The 19945-nt window shown below is 66.5% G+C and carries 25 protein-coding genes; 16 read left to right on the forward strand and 9 right to left on the reverse strand.

What is annotated here, in order from left to right:
• Nucleotides 1–16 precede the first annotated feature (16 nt).
• Nucleotides 17–1027 (forward strand): 4-hydroxy-3-methylbut-2-enyl diphosphate reductase, encoded by a 1011-nt coding sequence (locus tag AC3WTE_RS05395; protein WP_492436211.1) that lies wholly within the window; start codon nt 17–19, stop codon nt 1025–1027.
• Between the two features lie 37 nt (nt 1028–1064).
• Here AC3WTE_RS05395 and AC3WTE_RS05400 read toward each other — a convergent pair whose 3' ends face one another.
• Nucleotides 1065–2207, reverse strand: a complete 1143-nt coding sequence (locus tag AC3WTE_RS05400) for a DUF6542 domain-containing protein (RefSeq protein ID WP_492436213.1) — start codon at nt 2205–2207, stop codon at nt 1065–1067.
• An 83-nt stretch (nt 2208–2290) separates the two neighbouring features.
• On the opposite strand from AC3WTE_RS05400, the gene ychF reads away from it, so the two are divergent.
• On the forward strand, nt 2291–3364 hold the full coding sequence (gene ychF, locus AC3WTE_RS05405) for a redox-regulated ATPase YchF (RefSeq protein WP_492436215.1): 1074 nt from the start codon (nt 2291–2293) through the stop codon (nt 3362–3364).
• Nucleotides 3365–3459: 95 nt separating this feature from the next.
• Nucleotides 3460–3801 carry a DUF1801 domain-containing protein gene (locus AC3WTE_RS05410; RefSeq protein ID WP_492436217.1) on the forward strand — a complete coding sequence of 114 codons (342 nt, stop codon included), beginning with the start codon at nt 3460–3462 and terminating at the stop codon, nt 3799–3801.
• A 123-nt stretch (nt 3802–3924) separates the two neighbouring features.
• On the opposite strand, the gene AC3WTE_RS05415 is transcribed toward AC3WTE_RS05410, so the two are convergent.
• Nucleotides 3925–5298 carry a wax ester/triacylglycerol synthase domain-containing protein gene (locus AC3WTE_RS05415; RefSeq protein WP_492436219.1) on the reverse strand — a complete coding sequence of 458 codons (1374 nt, stop codon included), beginning with the start codon at nt 5296–5298 and terminating at the stop codon, nt 3925–3927.
• Nucleotides 5299–5596: 298 nt separating this feature from the next.
• Nucleotides 5597–6043 carry an Lrp/AsnC family transcriptional regulator gene (locus AC3WTE_RS05420; RefSeq protein ID WP_459368566.1) on the reverse strand — a complete coding sequence of 149 codons (447 nt, stop codon included), beginning with the start codon at nt 6041–6043 and terminating at the stop codon, nt 5597–5599.
• Nucleotides 6044–6123: 80 nt separating this feature from the next.
• On the opposite strand from AC3WTE_RS05420, the gene AC3WTE_RS05425 reads away from it, so the two are divergent.
• The 4 genes from AC3WTE_RS05425 to AC3WTE_RS05440 all read left to right on the forward strand — a co-directional run bounded on the left by AC3WTE_RS05425 (nt 6124) and on the right by AC3WTE_RS05440 (nt 8402).
• A complete protein-coding gene (locus AC3WTE_RS05425) occupies nt 6124–6822 on the forward strand; it encodes an AzlC family ABC transporter permease (protein WP_492436220.1) in 699 nt (232 codons plus the stop codon).
• On the forward strand, nt 6815–7138 hold the full coding sequence (locus AC3WTE_RS05430) for a branched-chain amino acid transporter permease (RefSeq protein ID WP_492436221.1): 324 nt from the start codon (nt 6815–6817) through the stop codon (nt 7136–7138). The genes AC3WTE_RS05425 and AC3WTE_RS05430 overlap by 8 nt, the downstream gene beginning before the upstream one ends.
• A gap of 84 nt (nt 7139–7222) precedes the next feature.
• Nucleotides 7223–7621: a VOC family protein gene (locus AC3WTE_RS05435; protein ID WP_492436223.1), complete on the forward strand. Its 399-nt coding sequence runs from the start codon at nt 7223–7225 to the stop codon at nt 7619–7621.
• Between the two features lie 28 nt (nt 7622–7649).
• A complete protein-coding gene (locus AC3WTE_RS05440; RefSeq protein WP_492436224.1) occupies nt 7650–8402 on the forward strand; it encodes a class I SAM-dependent methyltransferase in 753 nt (250 codons plus the stop codon).
• On the opposite strand, the gene AC3WTE_RS05445 is transcribed toward AC3WTE_RS05440, so the two are convergent.
• Nucleotides 8386–8982 (reverse strand): DUF4232 domain-containing protein, encoded by a 597-nt coding sequence (locus tag AC3WTE_RS05445; protein WP_492436225.1) that lies wholly within the window; start codon nt 8980–8982, stop codon nt 8386–8388. The two genes, AC3WTE_RS05440 and AC3WTE_RS05445, sit on opposite strands and share 17 nt — an antisense overlap.
• Before the next feature lie 70 nt (nt 8983–9052).
• Nucleotides 9053–9631, reverse strand: a complete 579-nt coding sequence (locus AC3WTE_RS05450; RefSeq protein ID WP_492436227.1) for a TetR/AcrR family transcriptional regulator — start codon at nt 9629–9631, stop codon at nt 9053–9055.
• A 49-nt stretch (nt 9632–9680) separates the two neighbouring features.
• Between AC3WTE_RS05450 and AC3WTE_RS05455 the strand changes: the two genes are divergently transcribed.
• The 4 genes from AC3WTE_RS05455 to AC3WTE_RS05470 all read left to right on the forward strand — a co-directional run bounded on the left by AC3WTE_RS05455 (nt 9681) and on the right by AC3WTE_RS05470 (nt 13819).
• Nucleotides 9681–10529, forward strand: a complete 849-nt coding sequence (locus AC3WTE_RS05455; protein ID WP_492436228.1) for a phytanoyl-CoA dioxygenase family protein — start codon at nt 9681–9683, stop codon at nt 10527–10529.
• A 70-nt stretch (nt 10530–10599) separates the two neighbouring features.
• Complete coding sequence (locus tag AC3WTE_RS05460; protein ID WP_492436230.1) at nt 10600–11868, forward strand: HNH endonuclease signature motif containing protein; 1269 nt, start codon at nt 10600–10602, stop codon at nt 11866–11868.
• A gap of 124 nt (nt 11869–11992) precedes the next feature.
• On the forward strand, nt 11993–12559 hold the full coding sequence (locus AC3WTE_RS05465) for a TetR/AcrR family transcriptional regulator (RefSeq protein ID WP_492436231.1): 567 nt from the start codon (nt 11993–11995) through the stop codon (nt 12557–12559).
• Between the two features lie 27 nt (nt 12560–12586).
• On the forward strand, nt 12587–13819 hold the full coding sequence (locus AC3WTE_RS05470) for an oxygenase MpaB family protein (protein ID WP_492436233.1): 1233 nt from the start codon (nt 12587–12589) through the stop codon (nt 13817–13819).
• Nucleotides 13820–13824: 5 nt separating this feature from the next.
• Here AC3WTE_RS05470 and AC3WTE_RS05475 read toward each other — a convergent pair whose 3' ends face one another.
• Nucleotides 13825–14052: a hypothetical protein gene (locus AC3WTE_RS05475; RefSeq protein WP_492436234.1), complete on the reverse strand. Its 228-nt coding sequence runs from the start codon at nt 14050–14052 to the stop codon at nt 13825–13827.
• 111 nt (nt 14053–14163) lie between these two features.
• Entirely contained in the window at nt 14164–14856 is a 693-nt protein-coding gene (locus tag AC3WTE_RS05480) for a guanylate cyclase (protein ID WP_492436235.1), read from the reverse strand.
• A gap of 49 nt (nt 14857–14905) precedes the next feature.
• Between AC3WTE_RS05480 and AC3WTE_RS05485 the strand changes: the two genes are divergently transcribed.
• Nucleotides 14906–15073, forward strand: a complete 168-nt coding sequence (locus AC3WTE_RS05485) for a hypothetical protein (RefSeq protein ID WP_492436237.1) — start codon at nt 14906–14908, stop codon at nt 15071–15073.
• Here the strand turns inward: AC3WTE_RS05485 and AC3WTE_RS05490 are convergent.
• Both AC3WTE_RS05490 and AC3WTE_RS05495 read right to left on the reverse strand, forming a co-directional pair.
• Nucleotides 15034–15852, reverse strand: a complete 819-nt coding sequence (locus AC3WTE_RS05490; protein WP_492436239.1) for an adenylate/guanylate cyclase domain-containing protein — start codon at nt 15850–15852, stop codon at nt 15034–15036. The genes AC3WTE_RS05485 and AC3WTE_RS05490 overlap by 40 nt on opposite strands.
• A 34-nt stretch (nt 15853–15886) precedes the next feature.
• Nucleotides 15887–16774: an alpha/beta fold hydrolase gene (locus AC3WTE_RS05495; RefSeq protein ID WP_492436241.1), complete on the reverse strand. Its 888-nt coding sequence runs from the start codon at nt 16772–16774 to the stop codon at nt 15887–15889.
• Nucleotides 16775–16910: 136 nt separating this feature from the next.
• On the opposite strand from AC3WTE_RS05495, the gene AC3WTE_RS05500 reads away from it, so the two are divergent.
• From AC3WTE_RS05500 to AC3WTE_RS05515, 4 genes are read left to right on the forward strand one after another with little or no spacing between them, the layout of a single operon-like run.
• The gene (locus AC3WTE_RS05500) at nt 16911–17546 is read left to right on the forward strand and encodes an Rv1363c family protein (protein ID WP_492436242.1); all 636 of its coding nucleotides are present in this window, start codon (nt 16911–16913) and stop codon (nt 17544–17546) included.
• On the forward strand, nt 17543–18145 hold the full coding sequence (locus AC3WTE_RS05505) for a hypothetical protein (RefSeq protein WP_492436243.1): 603 nt from the start codon (nt 17543–17545) through the stop codon (nt 18143–18145). The genes AC3WTE_RS05500 and AC3WTE_RS05505 overlap by 4 nt, the downstream gene beginning before the upstream one ends.
• The gene (locus tag AC3WTE_RS05510; RefSeq protein WP_492436314.1) at nt 18145–19386 is read left to right on the forward strand and encodes a WS/DGAT domain-containing protein; all 1242 of its coding nucleotides are present in this window, start codon (nt 18145–18147) and stop codon (nt 19384–19386) included. Before AC3WTE_RS05505 ends, AC3WTE_RS05510 begins: the two co-directional genes overlap by 1 nt.
• Nucleotides 19387–19395: 9 nt before the next feature.
• Nucleotides 19396–19911, forward strand: a complete 516-nt coding sequence (locus AC3WTE_RS05515; RefSeq protein ID WP_492436244.1) for a DoxX family protein — start codon at nt 19396–19398, stop codon at nt 19909–19911.
• The last annotated feature ends 34 nt before the right edge of the window (nt 19912–19945 follow it).

The raw sequence follows: 19945 nt of genomic DNA on the forward strand, positions 1-19945 counted from the left end.
TCAGTACCCTTGTGCTATGCCACCGACCATCAATATGGGCATTCCCGGCGCCACCGTTTCGGTCGCCGGAGAAGCTATGAGCAAAACCGGCAAGCGCGTGCTGCTCGCCGAGCCGCGTGGCTACTGCGCCGGTGTCGACCGCGCTGTCGAGACCGTCGAGCGGGCGCTGGAGAAGCATGGTGCCCCCGTCTACGTGCGGCACGAAATCGTGCACAACCGCTACGTGGTGGACACCCTGGCCAAGGCCGGGGCCGTGTTCGTCGAGCAGACCGATGAGGTGCCCGAGGGCGCCATCGTGGTGTTCTCGGCCCACGGCGTCGCGCCGACGGTGCACGAGGAAGCCGCCGCGCGCAATCTGCGGACCATCGACGCCACCTGCCCGCTGGTCACCAAGGTGCACAACGAGGCCAAGCGTTTCGCCCGCGACGACTACGACATCCTGCTGGTCGGCCACGAGGGCCACGAAGAGGTCGTCGGCACCGCGGGCGAGGCACCTGATCATGTACAGGTCGTCGACAACCCCGACGCCGTCGACAAGGTGACGGTGCGGGATCCCAACAAGGTCATCTGGCTGTCCCAGACCACTCTGTCCGTCGACGAGACCATGGAGACCGTGCGGCGGCTGCGGGAGAAGTTCCCGACGCTGCAGGACCCGCCCAGCGACGACATCTGCTACGCCACCCAGAACCGCCAGGTTGCGGTCAAGGCGATGGCGCCGGAATGCGAGCTCGTGATCGTCGTCGGCTCGCGCAACTCGTCGAACTCGGTGCGCTTGGTCGAGGTGGCGCTGAACGCCGGCTCGAACGCGGCCAAGCTGGTCGACTACGCCGAGGACATCGATCCGGCGTGGCTGGAGAACGTCACGACCGTCGGCGTCACCTCAGGTGCCTCGGTGCCCGAAATCTTGGTGCGCGGCGTGCTCGAGCGCCTCGCGGAATTCGGCTACGACACCGTCCAGCCCGTCACCACCGCCAACGAGACGCTGGTCTTCGCGCTGCCGCGCGAGATTCGTCCGGCCCGGCACTGATTTTCGAGCGCTTTTCCGAGCGGTGACGCGGCCGGCGTCAGTCCCAGTTCTGGGGCTGACGCGGACGGCGCTCACCTGGCTCGGGCGCTGCGGCGTCGTCGTCTGAACCGCGGTACCGCACCCGGGAAACGGGGTGGTGGGCGCCGCTGGGCGGCGCGTTCCGCGACGGACGTGCGGGGGACTGGTAGCGGTCGCTGGGCTCGTACGGATCGTCGGCGTAGCGACGACGGCGCGGCTCGGACGCCGACGGGCGCTGCGCCGGCCGCTCGTAGCGATCCCGCTCCCGCGGCTCCCGGTAGTCGTAGCGCTCCTGCGGCGGGGTACGGCGCGGTTCACGCGGCTCGGCGGCCGCACGCGGGCGACGCCGCGGCTCGTCGGGCACAGCATACGAGTCGGTGGCTGCCGGGCGCGGGCGTGCGGGACGAGGCCGCCGCATCTGGCCGGGCACCGGTTCGATGAGTTCGGTGGTTTCGACGTGCGCACGGGCCCGCGATGGCCGCGGCGCACGCTGCGGATCGGCGGAGCTACGGCGCGGTGAGTCGGCCGACGAGCGACGCGACGAGGTCGCCCGGGTGCGGGTACTGCGCGGCGTCTGACCGGTGGTCAGCTTGGTGAGCTTGGCCGACAGCATTGCGGCGAGCCCGGCCGGTGCCACGTCTTCGTCGTCGGTCTGACGGCGGGCGCGGCGCGGCGTGGGCTCGGCCTCGACGCCTGCCTCGTCGTCGCCGTCATCCTCATAGGTCAGGAACTGCGGCAGGACGAACCAACGGAGCAGGCCGAGGACCAGAATCGTCGCCGCGGTGAAGAACATCGTCGGAAAACGCTCGATCAGCGGATACCCGCAATTGATCAGCAGGTCCTTGATGCCGGCGATCTTGTCGCTGTGGAACACGAAGTACGCGCCGGGCACAGCAACGAAAAGGATCAGCGGCGGCTGGATGACCGCGGTGAAAATTCCGGACCGCCGCACTGCGAGCACAGCGAGTACACAGCCGGCCACGTAGCAGAAAGTGAAGAAAGCGCTGAGTTCTTTGTCACCGGTGCCGGCGTCGTAGGCGAAACCGATCGCGGTGGCTGTGACGGCCAGCACAATGGCTCCCCACCAGGGGATTCCCGGGATGCTGGGCAGCGCTGAGCGGCGATCGAGGGCGGCTTCGGGCCCATGATGCTCTGCTGACACTCCTAGACCGTACCGGCAATTCCTGCCATAGCGCCGATAGGTGGGGTTTGCAACAGTGTGGCGTCTCTTAAACTGTCGAACTCGTGGGTCTGAACCTGGGAATCGTCGGTCTGCCGAACGTCGGAAAGTCGACGCTGTTCAACGCGTTGACACGTAATGACGTGCTCGCGGCTAATTATCCGTTCGCAACAATCGAACCCAACGAGGGCGTGGTGCCGCTGCCCGACCCGCGGCTCGACAAGCTCGCCGAGATCTTCGGTTCCGAGAAGACCGTCCCGGCGCCCGTGACGTTCGTGGACATCGCCGGCATCGTCAAGGGCGCGTCCGAGGGCGCGGGCCTGGGCAACAAGTTCCTGGCCAACATCCGGGAGGCCGACGCCATCTGTCAGGTGGTGCGCGCCTTCGCCGACGACGACGTCGTGCACGTCGACGGCCGCGTCGACCCCAAGTCCGACATCGAGGTCATCGAGACCGAGCTGATCCTCGCCGACATGCAGACCCTCGAGAAGGCCCTGCCGCGGCTCGAGAAGGAAGCCCGCACCAACAAGGACCGCAAGCCTGTTTTGGACGCGGTAGTCGCCGCCCAGGCGATCTTCAATGAAGGCAAGACGCTGTTCTCCACCGGCAAGGACTGGTCGATCCTGCGCGAACTGAACCTGATGACCGTCAAGCCGTTCCTGTACGTCTTCAACGCCGACGAGTCTGTGCTGACGGACGAGGCACGCAAGGCCGAGCTGTCGGCTCTGGTGGCACCGGCCGAAGCCGTGTTCCTGGACGCCAAGATCGAGGCCGAACTGCTGGAGCTCGACGACGAGTCCGCCGCGGAGCTGCTGGAGTCCATCGGCCAGACCGAGCGCGGCCTGGATGCCTTGGCGCGCGCCGGTTTCCGGACGCTGAAGCTGCAGACCTACCTGACGGCCGGCCCCAAGGAAGCCCGCGCCTGGACCATCCACCAGGGCGACACCGCGCCCAAGGCGGCCGGCGTCATCCACACCGACTTCGAGAAGGGCTTCATCAAGGCCGAGATCGTGGCCTTCGACGACCTCGTCGAGGCCGGCTCCATGGCCGCAGCCAAGGCCGCCGGCAAGGTCCGGATGGAAGGCAAGGACTACGTCATGGTCGACGGGGACGTGGTGGAGTTCCGCTTCAACGTGTAGGTCTGGGCCGTGCCCCGAGAGTGGAGAAGATTGCGCAATCGCGCAATCTTCTCCACATCCGGTGACAGCCAGATGTGCCTAGTACATTGACGGCTGTGAGTGGGGATTGGCGGAGCGATCGAGTCGACGAGCTGCGGTCATTGATCAAAGAAGCCGAACCCGATGTCGTCGAGGAGTCCAAGTGGCGCAAGCCGTCCAACCCCGACGGTGTGCCGACGTTTTCATTGGACGGCCTCATCTGCACGGTGGAGACCTACAAGGACAAGGTCAAGACGACCTTCGCCAAAGGCGCGTCCCTGAACGACCCGGATCATCTGTTCAACGCGAGTCTCGACGCGGGCGTTCGGCGTGCCATTGATCTGCACGAAGGCGACGAACTGGACGCAGACGCGTTCAAAGCATTGATTCACGAGGCAGCGAGAGCCAACCGCGATTAGCGCGCTGGGGCGATCGTTCAGGGCGTCCGACGTCGTCGAAAGGCTCTGTCCAAGCCGACAGGCTACAAACCAGGGCGTCATGCTGGGGATGCGGTGGAGATTCGCGCCAACCTCTCGCGAGTCTCAATCGGCGAGCGCCAGGACCTCGTCGAAGCCCGCGACCAGGCAGTCGCGGAATACGTCGAAATCAGGGATCGCTCCGGTGTCCACGTCGATTCCCAATGAGCAGGTATCGACGTAGGTCAACAGCGTGACGTTGACGGCAGCACCGATCGTCGGCCCGAACGCGTACTGCGCCCGCACTTTTGCGCCGCCCAGATACACCGGTACCGGGATGCCGGGCACGTCACTGGCCAGGAAGTCGACGTGGCGCAGGATCGACCCGATGTACCAGCGCGGCATCAAGTTGAGTACACCCGCGATCAGTTGGGTGTAAGGCAGCGACTTCTCATGACGCACTTGCTGCGTGCGTTTGTTGATCGCGCTGATCCGCTGTGCGGGATCGGCTACCCCGACCGGCACGTCGAACCGCATCAGGGTGATCCGGTTGCCGCCCATGGGGTCGTCCTTTGTTCGCAGGCTCACCGGCATGGTCAGATGCAGATCGCCGACGTTGACGCCGTGCTTGTTGTGGTAGTGGCGCAATCCGCCGGCTATCCCGGCAACGAATGCGTCATTGAGTGCGCCGCCGCCGCGATGGGCGGCCTCGTGTAAACGCGGCCTCGGCACCTCCAACACCCCGAGGCGCCGCACCAGCGAGCGATTCGTCATCAGAGGGGAACCGGTTCGGTTCACCGGTCGCACGGTGCGATACACCGACGCCACCATCTCGGTCGCCTGCGATGCTGTCTGGATCGGACGGCGAATGCTGTTGAGCGCCAACGATGGTCCCGCCCGGAGGGCACCGCGAACGGCCGCGGACAACAGCCCCACGTCGTACCCGATCGACGCCCGGTAACCCTGCAAGAGGTGCCGGTCCGGGATCCGGGGCTCGACAATCTCTTCACCCTCTTCACCGATCAGCCGCGGCTCCTCGCTGAGGTCGAACAGCGTCATCCCGATCTGCACGCCGCCCAAGCCGTCGGTCAACGAGTGGTGGAACTTGCACACCACCGCCGCACCGTTGTCCGCCAGGCCGTCGACGAACGTGACCTCCCACATCGGACGGGCATGGTCGAACTCATCCATGGCCGCGCGCCGCGCCATTTCCAAGACGACGTCGAGATTTCCCGGCGCAGGCGCGGACACCCGGGAGATGTGGAAGTCGAGGTCGAAGTCGCGGCAAAACACCCACCGCGGCGGCGCGGGTGGCACCGACTCCACCAGCCGTTTGCGCAACATCGGGAGCTTCGCGGCGATCAGCTGGAATCGCGAGCGTACGACGCTCCAGTCCGGTACGTGCTCCATCAAGATCACCGTCACGACCGTCGATCGCAAGCGGGGATCGCTTTCCATCGCCCAGGTGAATGCATCACTGGCGCTCATGAATTCAGGCATCCGTGGCCTCCACCACGACGCTACGGCGCCAGCGATCCACGCCACAATGCCATCGGCGCCGGCGGTGACTTTGTCCCCTAGCAGTGAGGTCCATCGCCAGAGAGATGTCCATGTCCGGCGGAGTTCCGCTTCGAGTCGTCACTGGTTCAGCGCTGGTGACCGAGCTGACCTTGCCACCCGTCGCCACCCGTCCGCACGTGTGAGAACTTCGTAGCACTCATGCCGTTGTCGCGCCGAGCGTGGGGGATTACGCGGAAAATCGCCGAGAATCCCTCGTAAAACCCCACGCTTGACGGGATCACGTAGGCCGCAGGGACTTGATCGTCTTCATCGGGAACCGCGACGAGACGCGATGGATGCCGGGGATGGACAGCACCTTGCTGGTCAAGAACTGCTCGTAGGCAGCGAGGTCCGCGACCGCGACGCGGCAGAGGTAGTCCGGCGACCCGAACAGTCGATGGAGTTCGAGGACTTGGGGATACGCGGCCATCTTGTCTTCGAAAGACTCGATGCTCGTCATGTCGAAGTCCGTGATCTCGATGTCGAGGAGCACTTCGAAGCTCTGGTTGGCGGCGGCGGGTGAGATCTGGGCCTGGTAGCCGACGATGACGCCGTCGGCTTCGAGTCGCTGCACCCGGCGCAGGCATGGCCCCGGAGTGAGCCCGACCCGTTCGGCCAGCGCAACGTTCGCGATTCGGCCGTCCTCGCGCAGGACGTCGATTATTGCTGCATCAAGTCGGTCCATAACCAATTATTGCCCGATACCTGCCGGTAGAGCACTAAGTGGCAACCATATTCTGTGTTCAACTTGGGATCATTGTTGTCATGGCTACATTGGCGCCGGCATCGCGAAAATCGGAGGTCGCCGCCGGTGTGCGGGCGTCGCTCGCCGCCGGCCTGGGCATGTATCCGATCGGCGTCGCCTTCGGCTTGATGGTCATCCAGGCGGGCTTGCCGTGGTGGGTCGCGCCGGCACTGTCCATCGCGTGTTTCGCCGGCTCGCTGGAGCTACTGCTGATCGGCATGATCGCCGCCGCGACGCCGTTGGCCACCATCGCGCTGACCGCGTTCCTGGTGAACTTCCGCCACGTCTTCTACGCGTTCACGTTCCCGCTGCACGTCGTGCGGAACCGAGTCGCGCGTGCCTACTCGGTCTACACGCTGGTCGACGAGGCGTACGCGGTCACCGCCGCCAAACCGCGCGGCTGGACGTCGTGGCGCCTGGTCTCGATGCAGGCCGCGTTCCAGTTTTATTGGGTCGGTGGTGGTTTGACGGGCGTCCTGCTCGGGTCGCTGCTGCCGGCCCGTATCGAAGGGCTCGAGTTCGCACTGTGCGCGCTGTTCGTCACCCTGACGCTCGACGCGTGCCGATCCCGCGATGGCGTGCCCTCGCTTCTGATCGCCGCCCTAAGCTTCTCGCTCGCGGTGGTGGTCGCGCCGCACGCGGCGTTGTTCGTCGGACTGCTGCTCTTCATCGCCGCGCTCGTGGCGCGCTACCTCCTGGGGCGGCCGCGTCATGCTTGATCTCAAGTACCTCGCGGCCGTCCTGTCCACCGTCTTCGTCATCAATCTGGCCCTGCGCGCGGTGCCGTTCGCGATTCTCCAGCCACTACGAAAGTCCCGCTTCGTCAACACGATGGCCTCCTGGATGCCCGTCGGCATCGTGGTGATTCTCGCGGCGAGCACGTTCCGCTCGGTCGCCGTCGACGGCAGCCGCTTGGCATTCGCGGCGGTGGCCGTGGTGCTCACCGTGGGCGTCCACCTGTTCGGCGGGCGGCGGACGCTGCTGAGCGTCGGCGCCGGAACCTTGGCCTACGTGTTGCTCGTGAATGCGCTCTGACGACAGCCGACAATCTCGATCCCTCGCTCATCAAGCCCTCTCGGCCCGGCGAGGTTGTCGGTGCCCGCCGATAACGTACTGGCCATGAAGCTTGTCTCCACCCGCATCATCACCGCCGACGTGCCGAGCCTGGTCGGCTTCTACGAACTGGTGACCGGCGCCGCGGCGGTCTGGGCCAACGAACTGTTCGCGGAAATCCCAACGCCGGTAGGTACTTTGGCCATCGGCAGCGACAAGACCGTCCCGCTGTTCGGGGCAGGCTCCGCGGAGCCCGCGGCGAACCGAAGCGCCATCATCGAGTTCATCGTGGCCGACGTGGACGCCGAATATGCACGGCTGCGAGGCCGGCTCGACGAGGTCGTCACCGAGCCCACCACGATGCCCTGGGGAAACCGCGCACTGATGTTCCGCGATCCCGACGGCAACCTGGTCAACCTTTTCACGCCCGTGACCGACGACGCAAGGGCAAAATTCGGCGTGTAGCCCCCGGTTCGCGGCCTAGCATCTGCTGGTGGGCTTCGTCGTCTCGCCGGAAGCGTACGGCCGCTACATGGGCCGGTATGCCGAGCCTCTTGCGGAGGTGTTCGGCGCCTTCTGCGGTGTCGGTGGCACGGTGCTGGACGTGGGTTGTGGCCCCGGTGCGCTGACGGCGTATCTCCGTTCCGACGGGGCTGACGTTTCGGCCATCGATCCGTCGCCGACGTTCGTCGATGCGGTCGGCGAGCGGTTCCCCACAGTCGATGTCCGCCTCGGTACCGCCGAGCGGTTGCCTTACGCCACAGGGGCTTTCGATGCCGCACTGGCCCAGCTGGTGGTCCATTTCATGACCGATCCAGTGGGTGGTGTCGGTCAGATGGCGCGGGTGACGCGCAGTGGCGGCATCGTCGCGGCCTGTATGTGGGACGCCAAAAGCGGTGCACTGACGCCATTTTGGGATGCGGTGCATGCCATTGACCCGGACGCCGACGATCAGGGCCTGGTCTCGGGTGCGCCGCGCGGCTACTTGACGGACGTCTTCCGGGCCGCGGGTCTGAGCGACGTGCAGGAGGAGCTCATCGCGGTTGATGTCGTGCACCCGAGTTTTGCCGAGTGGTGGGAGCCGTACACATACGGCGTCGGCGTCGCGGGTGACTATGTGCAGCGCCTCGATGACAAGGCTCGAACACAGCTGGAAATGGTTGCGCGCCAACGGTTGGGCGCTGGCCCGTTCACGGTGACCGCTGCCGCTCGGGCCGTCCGCGGCAGGGTCAGTCGACCGAACTGATGCTCGCGTTGCAGATCGGCAGGTCGATGCCCAGCGGGTGGGACGTGAAGTCGTCGGGCGGGGTGACCACCAGCTGCCCCCAGCGGGCACATGTATTGCCCGTGCCCGTGTCCACCGCGGACGTCGACACGTCGGCGGTGGCGATGTCGCCGGGATGCAGGGTTAGCCGATGTGCCGCGTTGGCCGGTCGCCGTGGCACGTTGATCAGGACGCCACCGGCCGGCGTCACCAGGTCCGCACCGGGGTAACCGACCATGGTGCAACCGCGTGATGAGGTGTTGCGGAACGACACCACGACGCGGCGCTGAGTGTTGGCCGTTTGCAGCGGCCCGACCGTGACTTCGAGGTCGTTGTCCTGACAAGGCCCGAGTTCTGGTGCTGCCGAGGGTGTTTGGGTGGCCGGCGCCGTTACTGTTCCGGTCAGGGGCGGCGCGGCCGACGTCGCCGTGACGGGAGACGCGCTGGTCTGCCGAGGAGCGGTCACGGTCACCGTCGAGGGTGCCGGCGCGGAGTGCTGAGTCGAGCAGCCCGCGGCGAGCGCGACCGTAAGCGCGCACAGTGACCACGCCAGCACCTTCATGAGCGTTCCTTCGTCGTTCCCGCCAGATGGTGCACTCAGTATCCGATGAACGCACACGGCGGCGGGGTGATTACGCGATCCCCAGCGCCGCGGCGGTCAGGTGCCACAGCCGTTCGGCCGCGAGATCCGGGTCCGGGCGCGGCGTCGCCCTGAGTTGCTGGGCGATGCTGTGCCGCAGGCCGCCGATGACGAACGCGCCGGCGCTGGCGGGGTCGATGTCGCCGGGCAGCTGGCCGAGCTCCTGGCCGCGACGGATGTTGTCGGCCGCGGCCTCGCTCATGGTCTGGAGATGGACCGCTTCGAGTTCGGCGAGTTCCGGGTCCAGCGTGGCGCGGCCGAGCAGGATCGGCGCCAGCTCATCGTCGAAGTGATAGACGACGAAACGCCGGGTGCGCTCGCGCTCGCGGACACCCCAGCTGGCGTCGGTGGGCAGGTGCGCATCGGCGATCGCGTTGCGCAGCCCGTGGTAGAAGTCGTCGTACACCGCGGCGAGCAGCCCGCTTTTGGACCCGAAATGGTGGTAGAGGGCGCCGGTGCTCAGTTGGGCCCGGCGGGTGAGTGCGCTCAGTTCGAGCACCCCGTTGCCGCGTACCAGTTCGTGGCGGGCGGCGGTCAGAAGTTGTTGACGTCCGATCGGGGCGCGTGCCATAGTCCGAAACATAACAGAACTCGGTTATGTTTCCGGCGGGAGTGGGGCTATGAGTGCTGAAGTGTCATCGTTGGCGGATTTGAGTGGCGACCTGGCCGGGACGTATCGCCGCACTGCGAGCAGCGGCGCGGCGATCGACCCCGCGGTCGTTGATGACGACCTCGCCACGATGATGCGCGACGGCTACGTGGTCCTGCCCGATCTGCTCAGCGCGGCCCAGCTGGACGCGATTCGCCAAGCGGTCACACCGCTGTTGAACCTGCACGGCCGCAACGGATTTGAGGGTAGATTGACCCAGCGAATCTACAGCGTGCTGAACAAATGCGACGCCTGTGACATTGTTGCCGACCATCCGCGGGTGCTGGCGCTGCTGGACCGGATGTTCCTGCCGAACTACCTGTTGTCGATGCTTCAGGTGATCAACATCCTGCCCGGTGAAGAGGCCCAGATGCTGCACACGGACGACGGTTTCTACCCGTTGCCGCGTCCCCGCGCCGCGCTGGGTGCGGCGACCATCTGGGCCATCGACGATTTCACGGACGACAACGGGGCCACCGACGTCGTCCCTGGCAGTCACCGCTGGGGCGACCAGCTGCCTGGCGACGACGTCGAACGCCGGCCCGTGGTGATGAAAGCCGGGTCATGCGTGTTCTTCCCGGGCACGTTGTGGCACGGGGGCGGTGCGAACCGGACTCATGACTCGCGACTGGCCGTCACCGCCCAGTACTGCGAGCCCTGGCTTCGGCCGCAAGAGGCGTTCACCCTGTCGATGACCAAGGACACCGTGCGGCGGGTATCGGAAGACATCCGGCGGATGCTCGGCTACAGCATCCACCCGCCATTCATCGGGCAGGTCGACGGCATGCATCCCAAGCGGCTCCTGGATTTGGGCTCATAAACTGCTGATAGTCCGTGGTGTCGAACCGCCGCGGCCAAAACTTGTCGGTGCCCTCTGCTTTGATGGTGTCATGTCCACCGCCGCAACATCTTTGGATGCTCCGGCCTCTCCGTGCGAGCGTATCGACGCATTCTTCGATGAGATCGGGGAGTTGATCGGTCAGCGCAACGCGATCGACGGCCGGTTGGTGGAGATCGTGGCCGAGATCGACCGTGATGGGCTGTGGGGCGCGACGGGGGCCCGGTCGCTTCCTGCCTTGGTGGCGTGGAAAACCGGGGTGTCGCCCCGTAATGCGGAAGTCATGGTGGCCGTCGCGCACCGGTTCGAGGAATTCCCGCGCTGCGCTGAGGCGATGTGCGAGGGCCGGTTGTCGTTGGATCAGGTCGGCGTGGTCGCAGAGCACGCCGCCGAGGGTTCTGATGAGCATTACGCGCAGTTCGCGGAAAGCGCCACGGTCACCCAGTTGCGTAAGGCGGTCAGTCTGGAACCCCGCCCCGAGCCCGAGCCGGAATCGAAGCCTGAGTCGGAGCGGTCGATCAAGAAGACCACGCACGAGGACGGGTCGGCGACGTACACGATCCGGTTGCCGAAGCTGGAAGCCGCCAAGTTCGACACGGCGATGGCCTCGCATCAGGATGCGTTGGTCGCGGACTGGAAACGCGACCACGACACCGACGGCAGCGGAGAAGCCGTGTCAGAGCAGGCGCCGCCGTTCCCCAATCAGGTCGATGGGTTCATGAGCCTGGTCAAGGCCGGCTGGGATGCCGATGTCGCACTGCGCCCGCATGGGCAGTACACCACCGTGGTCGTGCACTTGGATGCAGAAAAGCACGCGGCGGCACTGCATCTGGGCCCGGCGCTGACCGACGACGAACGCGCGTACCTGCTGTGCGACGCGACGTGCGAGGTGTGGCTCGAGCGCCACGGGCAGCCGATCGGCGCCGGCCGGTCGACCCGCACCATCAGCCGCCGCCTGCGCCGCGCCCTCGAACACCGCGACCGCTGCTGCGTAGTTCCCGGCTGCGGCGCCACTCGTGGCCTGCACGCGCATCACGTCATCCATTGGGAGAACGGCGGGGTCACCGAGCTGCACAATCTGGTGCTGGTGTGCCCGTATCACCACCGACTGCACCACCAGCGCGTCATCACCATCACCGGACCCGCCGACCGCCTCGTTGTCACCGATGGCGCGGGCCGAGAACTGCATGGCGGATCCCTGGCGCGGCCACCGACCACACCTCGTCCTGATGTGCCCCCGTGCCCCGGACCAACCGGGGAACGCGCCCAATGGTGGTGGTATCAACCCTTCCGACCACCACCCACATCGTCGGCCAACTAGATATCGGCCCGCGGCCCAGCTCAACGACCGCCCGGCTGCGGTTTAGGGTCGGGTCATGAGCAGCATCTCGGAGAATCCCGCACAGCTCAGGGGTGAACGCCGCCGGATGCGGACGAGGGCCGCGTTGCTCGATGCGGCCGAGCAACTGCTTGCCGATCGTTCGACGGATGCGATCCGCATGGAAGACGTGGCCGAGGTCGCCGGCATCTCACCGGCTTCGGTCTACGTGCACTTCGGCACCAAGGATGCCTTGGTATCCGCGGTCATTCAGCGGCTGCTCGATGCCTCGATGGCTGAATTGATGGCGGCCTACGCCGCCGAGGGCACCGCGTTCGAGCAGGTGCTTGAGGCTGGCGTCGCCTATATGCGGCTGCTGGTCGACCGGCCCGCGCTGACCCGTTATCTCTCGGTGAATGCCCTTGGTGGACCGAGCAATCCGCTCGATGGCGAAGTATCCGAGCGGATTGACTTGCTGCGCAACGCTTTCGAGCAGCGAATCCAGGCGGCGGTCGACAACGGAGAGGTCAAAGCCGTCGACAGCAGGATGCTGTCGTACTTCCTGTTCGGGGCATGGAACGGGGTCGCTGCGCTGGCGCTGCGTACCGACAATGCGCGGTTGACGCCCGAGGAGGTCGAAAAATGCCTGCTCCAGGCCCGAGAACTGCTGGCGCGCGCAGTCACCATTGCCTAATTTAGAGTCTGACTCTAAATTAGATGTATGACATCACTCGACGCTCGGTCGACGGCCGAACTTTATGAGCGGGTCCCGAGTCCCGAGCTGGCCAACTCCACCCTGCTGCGGCTGTTGCCGAAGTTTCTCTCCGAGGACCTGCGGCCCACTCACGCGCAGGTCGAGGGCTTCGCCAAATACGGCGTGACCGGAGATCCGCTGGCTGACGCGGTCGTGGCGGCCATGAAGGGGCCCGGCGGCAAAGAACTGCGAGGCCAGTTCGAACAGGCCCTGGCCCAGGGCATCGACACCGTCGAGGACGCGCCGCCCGTGCTGCGGGAGTTCTTCGCCGCCGTCGAGGAGGTGCCGTACTGGGTGGACTCGGAGAAGCTGCAGCGCGGGGCCGAGGTCACCAGCCGGATGGGTCCGCTGCTGGCCCCGAGCTTGCTCGTCGGGCTGGCGCTGACATACACCACGCCGGATGGCAATGCGGTGCTGCTGCGGGCCGGCGATACCCGGGACAAGGCCGGTAAGCGCGCCGTCGAGACCCTGTCGTGGCTGTCGGCCGTGACGACCCCGGGCTCGCTGCGCCGCGGGGAGCTGGGCTTCCAGACGTCGGTGCGGGTTCGGCTGACCCATGCGTTCCTGCGGTCTGGCATGTCCAAGCGCGCCGACTGGGATGAGGGCCGCTTCGCGGTGCATCAGCAGGTGTTCAGCTCGGTCATCGTCGCGTTCACGCTGGTGCCCATGGTCGTTGCGGGTATGGCCGGTATTCGCCTGCGCCGCAAGGACCGCGAAGCCATCGTGCATCTGTGGCGGTACATCGCCTACATCGTCGGAGTGCACCCGAACCTGATCCCGGCCACTGAGTCGGACACCAGCAGGCTGCTGTGGATGTTCCTCGACGAGGTGGTCGCCCCCGACGCCGGATCCACCGAACTCGGCATTGCGCTGATCGAGGCGTATCCCGAGATCTACGGCGTCACCGGCAACAGGCCCAGCCGCCGGGCGGCGCGGTGGCTGCTGCCGCAGCTGCACTCGGTGGTGGCGCGTGCCGCGCTGGGTGATGACGTCTCTGATGTGCTCGGATTCCCGAAGGTCAACCCGGTGGTGCTGCCGTTGGTCGGCCTGACGATGGCGGCCACCACGGTGTGGTCAGCGCTGGACTTCATTCCGCCGGTGCGCCGTGCGCGCACCAGGGTGATGTACCGCAGCCGGGTGAAGATCATCGATCGGATGTGCGGGCGCACCCACGCCGATCTCAGCTACCGCCGCGAATAGGGCGATCAGTACGGCACGTCGGTATCGCCGGCGGACGTGTCCTTCTCGTCGTGGCTCGAATCGTGGAAGCCGAAGCTGCCCGGAGCGGGGCCCTGCCCTGGAGCCTCGAATTCGTCGCCACCATAAGGCACATCGGGGTCTGGCTGGGCGCCGACCATCGGGGCCAGGCTGATGGCGCCGCCAATCGCGGCAGCGGCAATCCATGATGCAACGAGCGCGCTTTTCATTCGCATGACGACTCCTGGCAGCTTGCCGATTACTCGGAATTTACGCACGAATGCTAGTCGCCGTTCGACTCCATTGACGGCGATTGAAATTTTTCGCCGGATTTCCAGACCTGCAGGTCAGGCCAGCACTTCGATCTCGTCGCCCAGGTGGTATCCCGGCGTCAAAGACAACGCATCACCACTCCAGAACGAGCCCGGGTCAAAGTAGTTTTCGCGCTTTTCGGTGAGCAGCAGTCCCATCTCCTCATAGGTGATGGCCACTGTCTCCGCGCAGTACGCGGTCTCGAGCCCTGCCGTCCGGCGACGGTTCTTGTCGCGCTCTGCGGTTTCGCGAACCTTGCGGTGCACCACGGGAATTCCACGCGTGTAGTCGCTGACCACCGGCGCGCGCCCGCGGAACCACCGAGCCGTCAACCGGGCTGTGGTGGGGAACGCGGTGCCGTCCATGCGCGCCACCACTTTCAGCGCCCGGTCTTCCTGCTCGCGGGTGGCGTACGGCGTCAGCTGCCGCAGCCAACACCGCTGTCCGTACACGTACACCCATCGTTCGACGGCGGCGCGCAAGTCGTTGAGTTGCACGCCGCGGTGGTGGCTGCCGCTCCAGAGGCATTCCAGTTTGTCGCCGAGTTCGGCGTGCCAGATCAGCGGCGGCAAGTCGTCGATCGCGACCGTCATCCCGACATGGTTCACGGGGGCATTGGTGAGCGCCTGGATGGCGCGGTCGGGCTTGGAAGCCCCACGGAACAACCAGATGTCGCCGGTCCGGGTCTCGGCCAGCGCCCGCTCCAGTGTCACCGCGTTACCAGTCATCTGGGCAGCTTAGACACTCCGTGTCGATTCGCTCGTCCATAATGGCCCCATGCGCGGCGTGTGGAAGTGGGTCGGCTTGGCGGGTGTTGCGGGCGTGGTCGCCGGTGGTGTGTTGGTCGCGCGAGATCAGCGCAAGCGCGAGTCGTACACCGCGGACGATATTCGCGCCCGGTTGCATCAGCGGCTGGCCGACTCCGGCGGACAGTCCACCGCATAGAGCCGGTGGTCGCCGGCGAAGCCTTTGAGCTCCGCCGCCCGGCCGTCGTCAAAGACGATGTCCGCGCAAGAAGCCGTGCCCGACAGGGCATCTCGCACGGCTTTGCTCACCAGGATCTCGCCGCCGTCCGCCTGACTCGCGACGCGGGCCGCCATGGCGACGTTGCGGCCGAACAGGTCATCGCCACGGCGCACGGACTTTCCGGCGTGAATGCCGATGCGGACCCGAATGCCGCCCGGAGCCTTGGCCAATTGCTGCTGCATGTCGATGCTGCAGCGCACCGCCTGCTCGGGCTCGGCGAAGGCGATCATGAAACCGTCGCCCTGACTTTTCACGACGTATCCGGACTGTTTCCTGACGCACCGGCTGACCAGCTTGTCGTGGTGATCGATCAGCCGCACCCAGGCCCGGTCGCCCATGCGCTCGTTGAGGGCCGTGGATCCCTCGATGTCCGAGAACACGATTGCCACCCGGCCGGTCGGCGCCAGCTTGGCCAGGTCCGGCCGTTCCACCTCGGCCCAGCCGGCCAGCTCCTCGATCGATGACCGCATCGCACCGCCGAAACCCTCTTTGTTGATGAGGTTGGCGGTCTGCCACATCGTCTTCACGGCAGCCTTGCCGCTGGCCAGCAGCAAGTTGGTGCGGGGCTCGGACGGCGCGCGCAACTCCTCGATCTCCTGCCGCGCAGCCCGCAGCCGGGTGCGTGTCACCCGCAACGCAATGGCCTCGGCGACAACGACCACGGCGAGAACGCAGATGGCGACCAGCTCTACCGTCACCGCTCAAGTATCGAGGCGACAGCACGCGATCGGGTCATTGACGGACGAACCGCACGACCGCGTCGGTGAACGCGTCGTTGTCGTCGCCGGCGGCGGTGTGTCCGGCGTCGGACAGCTCGACGAACTGCGCGCCCGGCACCTTCTGTAGGAAGTCCTGTACGCCTTCGGTGCTGACCACGTCCGAGAGCTTGCCGCGGATCAGCAGGATCGGGATTTCGAGATTGATCGCCGCATGCTCGAGCATCTCGGCGCGCTCGAACGGGTCGTCGCCCGGAGCGGTGAGGAACGCCGGGTCCCAGTGCCAGAACCACTTGCCCTCGCGCAGCCGCAGGTTCTTCTTGAGCCCTTCGACGCTGCGCGGCCGGGCCCGGTGCGGCAGGTACGCCGCGACGGCGTCGGCGGCCTCTTCGAGCGAGGCGAAGCCGTCGATGCCGCTGAACATGAAGTCGCGAATGCGTGCGCTGCCGCTCTTCTCGAACCGCGGCACCACGTCGACCAACACCAGCTTGGTGACCAGTTCAGGGCCGGCCTCGTGCGAGACCGGCAGGCTGGTCAAGCCCCCCATGCTGGCGCCGATCAGGGCCACCGGCCGGCCGATCTGATAGATCACCTGCAGGGTGTCGCCGGTCAGCGTCTCGAGCGAGTAATTGGCGGTGGGGGAGCGGTCGCTGTCACCGTGGCCGCGGCTGTCCAGCGCGACGACGTGGAACCCGGCGTCCGCGAGAATTTGACCGGTGTTCTTCCAGGAGAACCGGTTCTGGCCGCCGCCGTGCAGCATCAGGATGGTGGGCTTGTCCTGAGCGATTTCCGCGTCGCGGTTCCACTCGTCGGCGACCAGGGTCAGCTCGTCGATACCGCGGAACCGCACCGTCTGTGGATTGCTGCCACCATCGGCCGGGGAAGTGCCTTCATCGGTGCTCACTGGAATCCTCTCGTCACTTCACCTGCACGTTACCGAGCTGTGCTAACTGAACCGAACATGACCCTGGTCACGTCTGGTCTCTAGACTCGGCCGAGGTGTCGCCGCCCAAGACGAGCGTGCGGCGAGAGGAAGGCATATGGCTGACGAGCACGGGCGGCACAGGAGCCCCGACGAGGTGGACGACGCAGGGGCGAGCGTCGACGATGTGGCGCCGGATGCCGACGACGACAAACCGGCCGCCTCCGACGATGAAGCCTTTACCTTCCTGAAACAGGCTGCGCCCAAACGGGATAACCGCGTCATCGCGACCTTGATCGTGGGCGTTGTGGTGGTGGCTGCGCTGGGCGCGCTGGTGGCCTGGCTCGGCCAGCGCGAGCTGCAGATGCGTCGCGACGACGCTCTGCGGCAGATGTACCTGACCGCCGGGAAGCAGTCCGCGGTGGATCTCACGACCATCGACTACCGGCACGTCGACGACGACATCAAGCGGGCGCTGGACGCCTCGACCGGGGCCTATTTCGATGACTTCAAACAGCGTTCGGCGGCCGTCGTCGACTCGGTGAAACAGCAGCAGTCCGTGTCGGTCGGCACGGTTACCGAGGCCGGCGTGGATTCGGTGAACGAGACCAGCGGCGTGGTGCTGGTGGCGGTGAAGGTGCACACCGAGGTCGGCAGCAGAGAACCGCAACGGGACCGCTACTGGCGCGTGCGGCTGACGATGCAGAAGGTGGGCGAGGGCGCCAAGGTGTCGAACGTGGAGCCGATCCAATGAGCAAGCACGGGATGGACGAACCCGACGAGTCGGCTGAGACGGAGTCCGACGCGACGGAGTCCGAGGCTGAACCGGTAGCGGTCAATGATGCTGTGCCGCAGGCAAAACCGCAAAAACCCCGGATAGAGTGGGCGCGGGTGACGGCGTACCGGGTTCTGCCGGTGCTGGCGCTGGTGCTCGCGGCCGCGGCGGGCGGCCTGTGGTACCTCACCGCCAATCACAGCAACGAGGCCGAGCAGGCCGCGGTGATCAAGGTGGCCAGCGACGGCACGGTCGCTCTGCTGTCGTACGAGCCAGACACCGTCCGCCGGCAGCTCACCGACGCACGCAAGCTGCTCACCACGCCATTCCTGGACGAGTACACGACCCTGACCAAGTCGGTGATCCCCGGTGCCGAACAGCGGCACATCTCGGCGGCGACGTCCGTGCCGGCCGCGGCCGCGGTGTCGTTCGAAAAGAACCATGCCGTCGTGCTGGTGTTCGTCAACCAGATCGTCCGGATCGGTGACCAGCCGCCGACCAGTACCCCGACCAGCGCGCGGGTGACCCTCGAACGACTGGGGGGTCAGTGGCTGATCGCCAAGTTCGAACCGGTGTGATGGCCGCCGCCGACGCCCAGAGCTTCTGGATGTCGGCGAAAATCCCGAACGACGCGTTTCTGCTGTATGGCTTTGCCGGTGTGCCGGCCGAGCTGGACCAGGCGTTGGCGGCAGTACGTCGCAATGTGACTGCATGCCCGGAGTTGCTGGTCCGCATCGACGACTCGGACTCGTGGCGCTATCCATGCTGGGTGCCGTACGACGTGACGGCCGGTTGGTCCGTCGTGCACGAACTCGACGACACGTCGTGGTCCCGATGCCTGGACGCGATCGGCTCGCTGGCTGACGACCAACTCGATGCGACGGTGCGGCCGTGGCGGCTGCACGTGTTCACCGGCGTCGAGGGCATGCCGCGGGCCGCGCGGCCGGGCACCGTTGCCGTCGTGCAGATGGCGCACTCGCTGGCGGACGGCAGACGGTCGGCGGCCCTGGCAGCCCGGATGTTCGGCCGGGACCAGCCGGTGCCCGAGGTGATCCCGCGCCGGTTGGGGGCGTGGGCCTTGCCATATCTGGCGCTGCGGGCCAGCGCCGCGCACCGTCAGCTGGTGCGAGACACGGAATCGGGTGTTGTTGCCGCACCGGCAGATTCGTGGCCCGCGCAACAGACCAACGAGCGGCCCGAGCCACCGTATGCGCTGCGGACGGTGGTCCGTCGGAGTACGGAACTGCCCGGGCCGACGGTGACGGTCGGTGCGCTGGCCGCCATCTCGGAGGCACTGTCGGCCGAGCTGGGTGGCGTCACCGCGCTCGGGGCCGAGGTGCCCATGGCCAAACCTGGGATACGCCACGCCAACAACCACTTCGGCAACGTCGGCGTGGCGTTGCACCCGCAACTGTCGTTCCACCAGCGGGCGGCCCGGATCGAGGCGGAACTCGCCGCGCGGCGTCGGCGTTTCGAGCATCCCGCGGCGGCGGCCGCCGATGCCGCCACCGCGGCGGTGCCGGCACGACTGTTGCGCTGGGGCACAGCGCAATTCGACGTGCACGCACGGTCGGCGACGGTCGCCGGCCACACGGTCGTGTCCAGCGTCAACCGGGGTTCGGCCGATCTGACGTTCGGTGGTTGCCCGGTACTGATGACAGCCGGGTTTCCGGCGCTCTCCCCGATGATGGGGCTGACGCACGGCGTGCACGGCATCGGAGACTCCGTGACGATCAGCGTGCACGCCTCACCGTCGGCCTTACCGGATGTCGATTCGTATGTGGAACGGTTGTCGTCGGTTCTGGACGCCGCGGGCTAAATTCATCGCGTGACTGCTTACGATTTCTCGATCCTGCTGCTGCGGGTGGTGCTGGGCCTGACCATGGCCGCGCACGGGTACAACAAGTTCTTCGGCGGCGGCCGCATCCCGGGTACCGCCGGTTGGTTCGACAGCATCGGCATGAGGCCGGGCATGCTGCACGCCCGGCTGGCCGCGAGCACCGAACTCCTGGCCGGCCTGGGCTTGGCGGTCGGCCTGCTGACCCCGATCCCCGCCGCGGGCTTCGTGGCGCTGATGGTGGTGGCCGCCTGGACCGTGCACCGCGACAACGGCTTTTTCATCGTCAAGTCGGGCTGGGAGTACAACCTGATACTCGGCGTCGCGGCGGTGGCCATCGCGGGCACCGGCGCGGGCCGCTACAGCCTGGACTGCCTGCTGTTCGGCGGCAGCAGCTTCTATCACCTGCTGCACGGCTGGTGCGGGCTGACCATCGCCGTGGTGCTGGGCCTGGCCGGCGGCATCGGCCAGCTGCTGATCTTCTTCCGCCCACCGGCCAAGGTCTGAGCGCCCCGCGTCGGCGCTGTGTCCAGGTGCTGAT

It is taken from the genome of Mycobacterium sp. FW102-FHT13B02 (assembly GCF_058790275.1).